The organism is Sutcliffiella horikoshii, assembly GCF_002157855.1.
GTDB lineage: Bacteria > Bacillota > Bacilli > Bacillales > Bacillaceae_I > Sutcliffiella_A > Sutcliffiella_A horikoshii_C.
In genome coordinates this window covers 1,503,286-1,515,654 of sequence record NZ_CP020880.1, presented here as the reverse complement: position 1 = coordinate 1,515,654, position 12,369 = coordinate 1,503,286, and the positions used below count along the sequence as shown (strand labels likewise).

12 protein-coding genes are annotated in these 12,369 nt (G+C 38.0%); 2 read left to right on the top strand and 10 right to left on the bottom strand.

Translation table 11 applies throughout. The features are described 5' to 3' along the window. Positions 1-122: 122 nt before the first annotated feature. The 8 genes from B4U37_RS07885 to B4U37_RS07850 form a co-directional block, all read right to left on the bottom strand. Positions 123-1,664, bottom strand: a complete 1,542-nt coding sequence (locus B4U37_RS07885; protein ID WP_087942035.1) for a UDP-N-acetylmuramoyl-L-alanyl-D-glutamate--2,6-diaminopimelate ligase — start codon at positions 1,662-1,664, stop codon at positions 123-125. Positions 1,665-1,808: 144 nt separating this feature from the next. Continuing rightward, positions 1,809-3,503: a M3 family oligoendopeptidase gene (locus tag B4U37_RS07880; RefSeq protein WP_088017784.1), complete on the bottom strand. Its 1,695-nt coding sequence runs from the start codon at positions 3,501-3,503 to the stop codon at positions 1,809-1,811. Positions 3,504-3,630: 127 nt separating this feature from the next. Then, the gene (locus B4U37_RS07875) at positions 3,631-4,083 is read right to left on the bottom strand and encodes a MarR family winged helix-turn-helix transcriptional regulator (protein WP_010193191.1); all 453 of its coding nucleotides are present in this window, start codon (positions 4,081-4,083) and stop codon (positions 3,631-3,633) included. Positions 4,084-4,187: 104 nt separating this feature from the next. After that, positions 4,188-5,717, bottom strand: coding sequence for a bifunctional metallophosphatase/5'-nucleotidase (locus B4U37_RS07870; RefSeq protein WP_245840089.1), 1,530 nt, complete (start codon positions 5,715-5,717; stop codon positions 4,188-4,190). Between the two features lie 133 nt (positions 5,718-5,850). Continuing rightward, the gene (gene phnE / locus B4U37_RS07865) at positions 5,851-6,648 is read right to left on the bottom strand and encodes a phosphonate ABC transporter, permease protein PhnE (RefSeq protein ID WP_010193189.1); all 798 of its coding nucleotides are present in this window, start codon (positions 6,646-6,648) and stop codon (positions 5,851-5,853) included. Then, positions 6,648-7,448, bottom strand: a complete 801-nt coding sequence (gene phnE, locus B4U37_RS07860; RefSeq protein ID WP_088017782.1) for a phosphonate ABC transporter, permease protein PhnE — start codon at positions 7,446-7,448, stop codon at positions 6,648-6,650. The genes phnE (B4U37_RS07865) and phnE (B4U37_RS07860) overlap by 1 nt, the downstream gene beginning before the upstream one ends. Further along, positions 7,445-8,218 carry a phosphonate ABC transporter ATP-binding protein gene (phnC, locus tag B4U37_RS07855; protein ID WP_010193183.1) on the bottom strand — a complete coding sequence of 258 codons (774 nt, stop codon included), beginning with the start codon at positions 8,216-8,218 and terminating at the stop codon, positions 7,445-7,447. The genes phnE (B4U37_RS07860) and phnC overlap by 4 nt, the downstream gene beginning before the upstream one ends. Positions 8,219-8,300: 82 nt before the next feature. After that, positions 8,301-9,251: a phosphate/phosphite/phosphonate ABC transporter substrate-binding protein gene (locus B4U37_RS07850; RefSeq protein WP_088017781.1), complete on the bottom strand. Its 951-nt coding sequence runs from the start codon at positions 9,249-9,251 to the stop codon at positions 8,301-8,303. A gap of 376 nt (positions 9,252-9,627) precedes the next feature. Here B4U37_RS07850 and B4U37_RS07845 point away from each other — a divergent pair, with 376 nt between their 5' ends. Further along, on the top strand, positions 9,628-10,359 hold the full coding sequence (locus B4U37_RS07845; protein WP_010193177.1) for a ZIP family metal transporter: 732 nt from the start codon (positions 9,628-9,630) through the stop codon (positions 10,357-10,359). Positions 10,360-10,389: 30 nt separating this feature from the next. On the opposite strand, the gene B4U37_RS07840 is transcribed toward B4U37_RS07845, so the two are convergent. Beyond that, a complete protein-coding gene (locus tag B4U37_RS07840; protein ID WP_010193176.1) occupies positions 10,390-10,563 on the bottom strand; it encodes an aspartyl-phosphate phosphatase Spo0E family protein in 174 nt (57 codons plus the stop codon). A 234-nt stretch (positions 10,564-10,797) separates the two neighbouring features. Between B4U37_RS07840 and B4U37_RS07835 the strand changes: the two genes are divergently transcribed. After that, complete coding sequence (locus B4U37_RS07835; protein WP_010193175.1) at positions 10,798-11,571, top strand: divergent polysaccharide deacetylase family protein; 774 nt, start codon at positions 10,798-10,800, stop codon at positions 11,569-11,571. A 50-nt stretch (positions 11,572-11,621) separates the two neighbouring features. Here B4U37_RS07835 and cbpA read toward each other — a convergent pair whose 3' ends face one another. Further along, positions 11,622-12,260, bottom strand: coding sequence for a cyclic di-AMP binding protein CbpA (cbpA, locus tag B4U37_RS07830; RefSeq protein WP_010193173.1), 639 nt, complete (start codon positions 12,258-12,260; stop codon positions 11,622-11,624). Positions 12,261-12,369 lie beyond the last annotated feature (109 nt).

Genomic DNA, 12,369 nt, shown 5'->3' with positions numbered 1-12,369 from the left:
CTGTATATTTCGACTTTATACTTCCAAAGAAATAACGATAATCTCCCAAAAAAAGATGACCAGACGAGAGACTCACTTTGTAATTAAGTGAGCCTATCTTCTAGTCAGCCTATATCCTTTTTCTATGTTGTAGGAATGGTTTCTGTTAGTGGAAAGGCTTTTACTGCTTTAAGCGTAATTTCTTTTTCATCAAATGGAACGGATTCGTTTCCAATCAGCTGATAATTTTCATGACCTTTACCGGCAATAAGGATGACGTCCCCTTCACCTGCAATCTCAACTGCTCGGATGATTGCTTGTTCGCGATCAGGAATACATTCAAAGTTCTCATGTACGGCCCCTTCAGCCATTCCCTGGACTATTTCTTCGCCAGGTTCATCCAGCGGATTATCTGTAGTAAAGATTACATATTCCGACTTTTCAGTTGCTATTCTGCCCATCTTAGGACGTTTATCTTTGTCTCTTCCACCACCTGTGCCGATAATGGAAATAATTTTGTGTTTAGAAAACATGCGGATACTGTCCAACGCTTTGCCAATTGCATCCTCCGTATGGGCATAATCGATGATGACATTTCGCTTGTCACCAGTCTCAAGTGTCTGCATTCTTCCGCTTGGTGGTGTAGTCTCTCTTAAATGGTTCAAGATTCGCTCAAACGGCATGCCCTTGTCCCATAGAACGCAAATGACAGACAAAATGTTATACACATTAAACTCTCCAACAAATGGGATCTCCAACTCGAATTCACCAAAATTTGTTTCAAGTACGAAGCTTGTCTTATTTTCAAAAAATTGTATCTCTCTCGCTTTAAAATCGGCTTCATTTTTAATTCCGTAGGTGATGATTCTAGCACCTGTCATTTGAACATAGTCCTTGGTTGCAGCGTCGTCCACATTTAATATGGCTGCTTTGTCTTTGCGCATGTCTTGACCTAATTGTGCAAAAAGCAGTCCTTTGGCATTTTTATAATTTTCCATCGTTCCATGAAAGTCGAGGTGATCTTGTGTTAGGTTAGTGAATACCCCGTTTTGGAATTCCACTCCTGCAAGACGTCCAAGTACAAGACCATGCGATGATACTTCCATTACCACATCGGTCACTCCGGCTTCTACCATATCTTTAAGCATTCGCTGCATCGTTAAAACGTCACTTGTTGTATTTTTACTTTCAAATTTTTCACCATCAATATCAATCTCAATAGTACCGCTTAGCCCAGTTTTATATCCTTCTTTTCTCATTACATTATTGATGACACTTGAAACCGTCGTTTTTCCATTTGTCCCTGTAACCCCGACAATGCGAAGTTTTGTGGATGGAAAATCAAAAAATGCATTTGCCAACTGACCTAATGCACGCTCTGTGTCTCGAACATGCACATAACAGATTCCTTCCACCAATTGTTCCGGCATATCCTGAACTACAATGACACTCGCACCTTTTTCTATTGCTGAAGATATGTAGCGGTGACCATCCACTGTGTAGCCTTTTATACAAACAAATACTGAATCTGTCGTTACTTGTCTAGAATCAGAAAAAATATTAGAAACGGATAATGGGAAATCACCGTATACTTTTAATGTGGAAACATTGGAAAATAATACATTCGTTTTCATAACAGTCACTTCCTTTTCTGATACTAAAAATGTTAATAGTAGTATCTTCATAAAAATCTTTATGTAGCTTACCGATTTTTACTAATAATTTTAAGAGTATTTAATTCTATTTTGGTTAAAGTATACCCTTTATTCTACAAAATTTGCGATAAAAGTGAAAGAAAAAGCTGCCGGAGAGTACGACAGCTTCATCTATTATAATGCTTTATCATTCACTTCATTTAAATAATTTTCAATCTCGCCGACAACCGACTCTACACAACCATCCTCAAACGGAGATCGGAGACCTGCAAATTTAACTAAGTCCACAAATGATTTGCTACCACCTTGTTTGCAAAGTTCCAAATAGGAGGTCCATGCAGATTCAGGATTTTCTTGTGAAAGCTTCCAATATTGCAGGGCGCATATTTGGGCTAATGTGTAATCAATGTAATAGAAAGGTGTACGATATATATGGCCTTGACGCTGCCAGAAACCACCTGCTTCTAGATAGGAATTTCCATCATAGTCACGGCCCGGCAGGTATTTCTTTTCAATCTCTCTCCATGCTTGATTTCTTTCTGCAGGAGTTCCTTCTGGGTTTTGATATACATAATGTTGGAATTCATCAACTGCGACACCATATGGCAAGAAGGAAATCGCTCCACTTAGATGAGAGAACTTATATTTGTCTGTATCCTCTTTGAAAAATAGGTTCATCCAAGGCCAAGTGAAGAATTCCATGCTCATAGAGTGAATTTCACATGCCTCATAAGTTGGCCAGTTATACTCAGGCACATCAAAATCACGGCTCATATAGACTTGGAATGCATGTCCCGCTTCATGTGTGAGAACATCAATGTCTCCACTCGTTCCGTTAAAATTCGAGAAGATATACGGTGCCTTATAGGTTGGGATATAGGTGCAGTACCCGCCTGCTTCCTTCCCTTTTTTCGCAACAAGATCCATCAAGTTTTTATCAATCATAAATTGGAAAAACTCTTTTGTCTCTTCAGACAGTTCTTCATACATTTGTTTACCATTTTCTATGATCCATTCAGGTGTTCCTTTTGGCTTAGCATTACCTGTTTGGAATTTAAAGCCTTCATCATAATACTTCATGGAATCTATACCGATACGTTCCTGCTGCCTTTCAGCAAGCTTTTCTACTAAAGGAACGATGGAATCTTTTACTTGATCTCGGAATTTAGCAACCATTTCCGCATTATAATCCGTACGGGTCATACGGGCATATCCAAGCTCCACAAAACTTTCGTAGCCAAGCTTCTTGGCCATTTTCGTACGGACTTTAACAAGTTGGTTAAAGATTTCGTCGAACTCTTCTTGGTTCTCTTGAAAGAAACCAAATTTCGCTTCACTTGCTTGCTTGCGGATGGCACGATCCTCGGACTCCGTGTATGGATCTAATTGAGCCAGTGTCAGCTCTTCTCCATTAAAATTAATCTTTGCAGAAGCAACCAGCTTTGAGTATTTGGTTGAAAGTTTATTTTCAAGTTGAAGGTCTTCGATAATCGCATCATCGAATGTCTTTAGTTCACATTCTGCCAAAGCAAAAAGCTGTGTCCCCCATTTTTTTTCAAGCTCGTTTCTGAACGGTGACTTGACCAGCGCTTTATAAAACTTTGTTTCTAAAGATTTCGTAAGAGGTTCGATTTCATCGAGGAAATCTTGCTCTTCTTTATAAAATTCATCGTTCGTATCAATGGAGTGACGAATATAGACTAAGTTAAAATCTGTACTTAATTGATTCCGCACATCATTTATCTCCCTAATCGCTTCCTCCTGCAATCCAACAGAATCTGCCGCCTCAAACCTCTCTACAGCAGCCATAAACCTCTTCTCCACCTCATCCATATTAGGACGAGTATAACCAAACTCTTCAAATCTCATATGTATTATCCCCTTTACAAACAGACTTCACCTTATATGTATTCGACATGAAAGAAGAAATTCCTTGTGGGGTCTGACCCCACAAGGAATTTTTTTCACAACAAAAAACCACAAAAAAAACCAACCATTAATGGTCAGTCTTTTGTTGGGCGTTTAGGCCGAGTTTTTTGATGAGTTGGATGGCTTGTTCTTTTTCTTGTTGGGTAAGGCCGTCCACTAGGGTGTGGATGTGCTGTTCGTGTTTTGGGAATATTTCATTCAGTAGTTGCTTTCCTTCGTCCGTTATTTGGGCGTAGGTTACCCTTCTGTCTTTTGGACAAGCTTTTCGGACTAGGAGTCCTTTGTTTTCCAACTTATCGACCACATATGTGATGCTTCCGCTTGCCAATAATATTTTCCCGCCGATTTGCTGTAATGGTTGCTCGCCTTTGTGATAGAGAAGTTCTAGCACTGCAAATTCAGTTGGATTCAATTTAAAGCTTTGGATAGATTGGTTTGCTTTGTCATTCAATGCACGAAACGCTCTGGAAAGAACAATAAATAACTTTAGTGAAGTGTCGAGCTCGTGTCTTTCTGCCATAATAGTCATTCCTTTTTTTAAAATATCTTGAATTAAGACTAATGGTATAGTACTTGGCTTGATTCGTCAATTAAAATTCAAGAAAATGTAAAATCCTAGTTCTATTAAATGTTTTCATCTTTCCATATTACCTTCCAATTCCGATCTACTGTCGCTTCAATTATCTTTTCTCCAAGAATATAGTTAGCAATTAATTCGGACATGTCCATAGGGATATCCTTTACTACCCTCTTGTCACGATACATAGTATAGTCACCGCCACCGCCTGCACGGTAGTTGTTCATAACCACTTCGAACTCTTGATTCCTGTCGATATCACGCCCATCTCTTGCTAATTTCACAACCCTCTCTCCAATTGGCTTCCTAATGTCCAATATATACTCAATTCCTTCCCACATGTCGTAATTATAATGTTGGGGTTTTGGGGTGGTAAAGGTAGGGTTCACCTCTAACTCACCGTTTGTTCCAATCATAAAATAGGAGGCAGATCGTTCTAGGGCATCTTTTATATCTTGACCTGTAATCAAAATCACCTTCAACGTATTTGGATAAATATAATTAGAAACAATATCTCTCATTGTGACATTGGGTGGAAATCCTGGAGAGTTATTATGAAATAGAGCAGTATTAGAAATATCTGCACCGGACACCTTCATTTGAACCTTATTGATGAATTCGATTAGTGGGTTATCGCCTAAGCGAATTTGATGTGCATCTTCGACCAACATATTGCCTTTTATTTTTCCCATCGGTGTATCAAGCCATTTTTGTGTGGCTGTTTCATCATCTTGAATTAATTCTATTACTTTTTTATCTGGTTCCACGTGTGCTACTGGTATTAACTCCGCTTTCTTATCCGCAATCTCCCACTTACCATCTGTCTTTTCAAAGGAAATGGTTGCTTTTCCAACCATTTGACCATTAACGCTGGGTTGGAGGACAAGAACATTATTTATCGTTGTGGCAATTGTACGGTGCTGGTGACCTGTGAGGAGGATATCAATACCTGCTATTTTTTCACAGATCTCATAGCCTTGATTCTCTCCGGTCAGGTTTTCCGTTACTTCTCCAGTAACAGGATCTTTTTCGAACCCACCATGGTAGCTGACTATAAGTAGATCTGGATTTTCTTTTTCCTGAATTAAATTGACCCATTTTTCCGTGGATTTTAACGCTTCTTCAAACGTTAAGCCTTTTATATGAGATGGGTCCTCCCAATTAGGAATATAATGGGTTGTCACTCCCAAGACGGCAACTTTAACAGAATCATATTGTTTAATGATATATGGCTTTCCTAAAAAAGGTTTTCCATTTTGTTCATTTAAAATATTGGCACACAACCACGGAAAATCACAAGACTCGACAGCTTGTTTTAACACATCCATGCCATAATTAAACTCATGGTTCCCTACTACGGCCGCGTCATACTTAAGATGGTTTAACACACGTATCATAGGATTTTCTTCATTATCTTGTTTTTTTACATAGTGATAGGTTAATGGCGTTCCTTGGATAAGGTCTCCATTGTCTATAACTAATACATGCCCACCATTTGCTCTCTCTTCTTTTAAGATGGTGGACACCTTTGCAAGACCTAGTGGTGTATATTCATTATTCCCATAGTTTATAGGCATGATGGAGCCATGGACATCGCTTGTTTCTAATATAGTCAAATTAAGCTTCAAAACGGATGCCTCCTTTACCTCATAATTTTTTTAGAACGAAAGATAGGGTCGATCATAATGATCAACCCTACAGTAATTGAGACTATACAATTCTTTTACGGATTGATGCAGAAAGGAAGTCAATGATCGTAACGACCACTACGATGACCAAAAGGATCAGTCCCATCTCTTCCCAATTGCGGTTCATTTGCGCAAATTGAATAAGTGTACCGATACCCCCAGCACCTACGATACCAAGGATAGTTGAAGCACGTACGTCAATCTCAAAACGATATATAGCATAGGATAAGAATTCAGGGATGATTTGCGGTATCACACCATGAAACAGGATCTGAACTTTATTAGCTCCGCTCGCTTCCATTGCTTCCACTATGTTCATATCAATGGATTCCAATACTTCCGAATATAATTTCCCAAGCATTCCTGTAGATCCGATGGCAATGGCAAGTACACCAGCAAAAGGATTCGGACCTACTGCTACAACAAACAGAATAGCCAGAATCAAATCTGGAAATGCACGAATTCCACTAAGGACCCATTTGCCAAATGTAGTAAGAACCTTACTCTTTGTCATATTTTGAGCAGCCATAAACCCTAAAGGAATAGCAATGATTGCTGCCATTAAGGAACCTGCAAACGCAATATATAATGTTTCTACCATTGCAGTCCATACTTTCCCAATAGATGCCCATTCAGGATTGAACAATTTCGGAATAACTCGTTGGAAGTTATTGATCATTCTTTCAAAAGCGCGTCCCCAGTCAATATCGATTCCTGTAAAAGTCCAAATATACATCACGATAAGAAAAAGGAAAATCCCCCAATTTCTCAGCGTTTTTAATCCAGATCTCTTCTTTTTGGGAGGTAATACTAGTTCCATTATACGATCGCCTCCCTGATTTTAGTTGAGATGTATTCAATAACTACGACCAGAACAAATATTACAAGTATAATTAACATCGCGTTCGGGTAATTGTAAAACTTAAGCTGTTGACTCAATACAATACCAATTCCCCCCGCTCCTACTAAACCTAAGACAACAGAGGCACGAATATTGATCTCAAATACATAAAGTACAAATGAAACAAATTGAGGCAACACTTGCGGTATCAGAGCAAATGATATCTTTTGCAATGTATTTGCTCCCGATGCGCTCATCGCTTCCATTGGATTCATATCAACGGACTCAATCGTTTCACTGATTAACTTTGCTAAAATTCCTAATGAAAAGATAATGAGTGCTAGAATACCAGGGAGAACCCCAATTCCAAATAAACCAACGAAAATAACTGCAAGCACTAAGTCCGGGATAGTACGCAAAATATTCAATAGAGAACGAACAAATGTATATACAAATTTATTAGATGTTACGTTTTGTGCAGCCAATAAACTTAAAGGGATACAAAGAAAGGCTGCAACAGTGGTTGCAATAATAGCCATTTGAATGGTAACAGCCAAGGGTTCAATTATATGAACAAAAACGTTGAAATTCGGCGGAAAGAACTTTACGATTACTCTTCCCATATTTGGGATCCCATCCAGCAGATCTCCAATAGTAGCTCCGGTCTTGACAGTACTAAGAATATAAAAACCTATTACTGCAGCAAATATGACGGATATTCTGGCTTTCGTTTTGGCAGGCAGGAGTGAAGGTGCGGATTTTTGTTCCTCTAGCTTCACTGTTCTACACCTCCGCGCAAATCGTCTTCACGAATTGCACGCCCATAAATTTGTTCGAAAGTTTTCTCGGACACTTCTGATACCGGACCGTCGAATACTACCTCGCCTGCTCTCATGCCAATAATTCGGTCTGCATACTCCATTGCCATATCAATAAAATGAAGATTTACAATGGTTGTAATTTTATCTTCTTTATTGATCTTTTTCAGGTACGTCATTACCTGATGAGAGGTGGGTGGGTCAAGTGAGGCAACCGGCTCATCTGCTAGAATGTATTTAGGCTTTTGCGTCAGAACACGGGCAATACTTACACGTTGCTGTTGTCCTCCACTCAATTCATCCGCACGGTTATATAGTTTTTCTTCTATATTTACACGCTTCAAGCTTTCATAAGCAAGGGCGAGATCTTCTTTCTTAAATAAATTCAAGGTTGAACGTAGTGTTCCTGTATATCCTAAACGACCAGCAAGTACATTTTTCAAAACATTCGATCTTTTTACAAGATTATAGTTCTGAAAAATCATTCCCACTTTAGTTCGTAATTTTCGTAAGTCATTGTTACGGTAGGTTAGTATATTTTCATTGTCTACATTTAGCTCTCCATCAGTGGGAGTAACCAATCTATTAATACTTCTAATAAATGTTGATTTACCTGCACCGGACAAGCCGACAATTACCACAAATTCGCCCTCATTAATGGTTACATTAATATTCTTCAACCCTTGTGTTCCATTTGGATAAACCAAGGAAACATCTTTGAACTGTATCATGTTGCAAACCCCCTCAATTCTTAACATACAAAACAAAATAGGGGAAGCAACCTCCCCCTAGATTGCAAATCATATAAAATTATTAGAAAGAAATGGAATCTTTGAATTTCTCATAAGTTTCTTTTACAACTTTGTATTCTTCATCAGTAGCTTCACTGATTTCATCCCAGCTGTAAACTTCGTTCATGATTTTGATCATGTCCTCATCTTCGTTAAAAGATAGGAACGTATCTTTAATTTTTTGAACTAATTCATCATCTAATTCTTTTGTTACAGAGATTGTATCGTTAGGGATTTCATCCGTGTAACCAAGGACCTTTGTTTTTTCCATAATGTCAGGATATTCTTCTTCTAATCCAGTACGAACATCATCGAAAGTCGTTGCTACATCAGCATCTCCTTCGTATACTGCGATTGCAGCTGTATCATGTCCACCGGATTGAAGCGTGTCAGAGAAAAAGGTAGTTTGTAAATCTTGTGCACTTGCAATGTCAAACTCGTCCATTAATTGAGATGCTGGGAATAGGAATCCAGATGTAGAAGCAGCATCAGGGTATGCCCAAATTTTACCCTCAAGGTCAGCAAGTGATTCAATTCCAGAATCTGCTCTTACGATGTACTGAGCCTTGTATGTACCACTGCCATATCTGATAGACTTCAAGATTACTTCTGCACCATATTGCTCATTAGCTAAAACATAACCAAATGCAGGAATGAAACCAACATGAACTTCATTTGAACCCATAGCTTCAATTAAAGCAGTATAGTCAGTCATTACACGACCTTCCACTTCCACTCCAAGCTCTTCTCCTAAACGATCAGCCAATGGCTCTACAGTGTCAGCAATTGTATCGGATTCTTGAGATGGTACAAATCCCATTACAATTTTTTCTGGAGTGATTTGCTCTCCGCCAGTAGCAGAGTCTGAACCTGAATTGTTGTTTGTGTTCTCTCCGCTAGAATTGTTACTGCCACATGCAGCAAGGCTGATTGCAAGGATTGCAACCAAAAAGATTGTTAAAAACTTTTTCATGTTTCTTTTTCCCCCTAAGATATTATGATGGTGTTTCTCTCACAATTAAAAGTATAACGAATTGAAGTTGGGTACGGCTACAATTTTTTCTGTTTTTTTACAAAATGTTAAAAATATTTACTTTTCATTGCATTTTTTTGCTTTTAAACCGCTAATTTCATATTAAAATTTACAATAAATTAATATTTTTTCTCCAAATCCGCTTTAGATGTCTGACGATAGATGAGAGACGTCCTGTCATGAATGTCATTTAACAACTCTTCTAATCGACTTACTTGTTTCTAAGAATAATATTGGTACAATATCCTTAGTTACATAAAAAATGAAAGACCTCTATTAGAGATCTTCCTTATAAGGATGAGAAAGGATATATGCGATGTCACAAGTATTAATAGGCAGTGTGTTGGCAGCTATGTCAACGGGTGTAGGTGCATTACCAATATTATTTTTAAAAAATACATTGACTCACAGATGGAGAGATACACTCCTTGCATTTACTGCTGGTATCATGATGGCAGCAGCTACCATGAGTTTAATACCCGAGGCACTTTCATATGGAGGATTTGTTCCTTTAGGAATTGGATTGCTTTTGGGGGTAATTACTTTGACCCTTTTAGAAAGGTCCATTCCCCATATTGATTTGGAGCATAATCGTAAAGGTATTGCTTTTGACCAAAAAGCGATGCTTATTGTTTCTGCGATTACCCTTCATAATATACCCGAAGGACTATCTGTCGGAGTAAGTTATGCATCAGATGCAGCAGACACAGGGAACTTAATTGCTTTTGCAATAGGATTACAAAATGCACCAGAGGGGTTTTTGGTAGCTTTATTTTTAATGAACCAAAGGATTACTAAATGGAAGGCATTTATTGTAGCCACCTTAACCGGGGCAGTTGAAATACCAATGGCTTTATTAGGATTCTATCTCACTTCGGTGGTCTCATCTCTTGTCCCATATGGGCTTGCCTTTGCAGCAGGAGCAATGCTTTATATCATCTATAAAGAACTGATTCCTGAAAGTCATGGTGATGGCAATGAAACGACCTCCACCTACTCCTTCATTGTCGGTCTACTATTTATGATCTTTTTAACACAGATTTTCTAACCGTTCCCTTTGGACGGTTTTTTTTATGTATTATTTTTTCTCGTATATTATTTCTTGGTATTGATAAATCAACTTATCTAAATCCTGGCTGCATTTAACCGTTTGTTCACTTATATAACCAGTTTTATTGGCTACTGCCATCATCGTATCCCTTTTCTCTTTGATAAGTAATAACAGTTGATCCACATACCCTTCATAAGACAATGTGACTCGCCCCTTCTCCATCAATTTCCACAATAGAAATTATTACAATAATTTCTATAAATGTAAATAGAATCGCAAAGTTAGACATATTTTTCAAGGAATTATTTTTTAAGAATATGCAAAAAATAGGACAAAGTATCTAGGGAGAGTAGCGTTAGATTCTCTTCTATAAAAATTAACCGGTGCAAATTTTGTCGAATCACAGAATATATCATTAGACAAGTGGGTGCAGTAATGAAAGTAATACTAGTTGTACTGTTGAGTAGCGTGTTTATTCTTTATCTCCCTTCTGTAAAGTCTTCTGCTGAAGTTCATTCTAGCAATAAGGTGGCTATTGTCATTGATGATTTTGGCAATAACATGAAAGGCACCGAGGAAATTCTTCATTTACCCGTTCCGTTGACTGTTGCTGTCATGCCTTTTCTATCGACCACTGAACAAGACGCTGAAATGGCTCATCGCTTAGGTCATGAAGTTATTCTTCATCTTCCAATGGAACCATTAAAGGGAAAAAGTAGCTGGCTAGGACCAGGTGCGATTACTTCTAATCTAACTGATAAAGAAATCTATAAAAGAGTGAATGATGCTATCGATTCTGTTCCATATGCAGTAGGAATAAATAACCATATGGGATCAAAAATTACTGCCGACAAGCGAATCATGAGAATTATATTAGGAATCTGCAAAGAGAGAAATCTATATTATTTAGACAGCAAAACAACCAAGAAGAGTGTTGTTGCAGAATTAGCTACCGAATTGGGTGTTCCTTTTCTAGAAAATGAATTATTCTTTGACGAAGTCTACTCAACAAATCATATCGTAAAGCAAACCAATCACCTCATCAAAAAGACAGAAGTGGATGATTCTATCATTGCTATTGGTCATGTGGGTGTTGTTGGAGAAAAGACTGCAGGGGTGCTAAAGCAATATATCCCTAAATTGCAAGAAAAAGCGGAGATAGTCACATTGTCTAACATTCTAATTGATAAAGAAATCTTGCTCCACTAATGATTCTCATGAGGAAAGAGCAGCCTCCAATTTGGAAGCTGCTCTCTGTCTTATTTTTGCACATCAATTTGATCCACATGTGTGACTCGGAATTCTTTTTCTCCGAGCTTTTTTACTAACTTGTTAAGTTTTTCTTCTGGCAATTCAGCCGGCAGATTGACAATAATTCTGCGTAAATATTTTTCTCCGTTATCAAGTGTAAGCATTCCGTCTATGTTAACGTCCTTTAACATAGAAACAAGATCCTTAATCGCTCCTTTGTGCTCGATGGTAGCGATAGTAAGGGTATACCCACCAGTTTTCATTCCAAATGAGTCAGCCAGGACATCCATGACATTTGCATGTGTCAGTATCCCGAGAAATTCATTTTCCTCATTCAATACAGCGATAAACGGCAGTCGTTTAATCGTGAAGAATGCTTTGAAGAATGAATCCTCCTCATATATATAAGCATCTTGGTTTTTTACCAGCACTTCTATTGAATCGTCGGGACTACCTTTTTGTTCATAAAGATAATCTAATAAATGCACTTTATATACCAAACCTAAGAATGTATTCCCGTCATTACTAAGAATGGGGATGCACCTGTAGCCGGTATCCTTTATTTTCTCATAAGCTTGTTTAACCGTGTAAGTTGGTTCGCAAAACTCCACATCATGCTTTGGCACAAAATTATAACGCACCTTCATCTCTCTCACTCCTTAGGCAGTTTCTCTCTAGAATATGTAAGTTATAAAACTACTATAACAGTAGCATATTCCTTTTCTAAGGTAAAGAAAATTCATAATATTAACACAA

Coding starts and splice junctions, on each gene's coding strand:
- B4U37_RS07885 (WP_087942035.1), bottom strand. CDS start 1,664: ATGAAGATACTACTATTAACATTTTTAGTATCAGAAAAGGAAGTGACT.
- B4U37_RS07880 (WP_088017784.1), bottom strand. CDS start 3,503: ATGAGATTTGAAGAGTTTGGTTATACTCGTCCTAATATGGATGAGGTG.
- B4U37_RS07875 (WP_010193191.1), bottom strand. CDS start 4,083: ATGGCAGAAAGACACGAGCTCGACACTTCACTAAAGTTATTTATTGTT.
- B4U37_RS07870 (WP_245840089.1), bottom strand. CDS start 5,717: ATGCCTATAAACTATGGGAATAATGAATATACACCACTAGGTCTTGCA.
- phnE (WP_010193189.1), bottom strand. CDS start 6,648: ATGGAACTAGTATTACCTCCCAAAAAGAAGAGATCTGGATTAAAAACG.
- phnC (WP_010193183.1), bottom strand. CDS start 8,218: ATGATACAGTTCAAAGATGTTTCCTTGGTTTATCCAAATGGAACACAA.
- B4U37_RS07850 (WP_088017781.1), bottom strand. CDS start 9,251: ATGAAAAAGTTTTTAACAATCTTTTTGGTTGCAATCCTTGCAATCAGC.
- B4U37_RS07845 (WP_010193177.1), top strand. CDS start 9,628: ATGTCACAAGTATTAATAGGCAGTGTGTTGGCAGCTATGTCAACGGGT.
- B4U37_RS07835 (WP_010193175.1), top strand. CDS start 10,798: ATGAAAGTAATACTAGTTGTACTGTTGAGTAGCGTGTTTATTCTTTAT.
- cbpA (WP_010193173.1), bottom strand. CDS start 12,260: ATGAAGGTGCGTTATAATTTTGTGCCAAAGCATGATGTGGAGTTTTGC.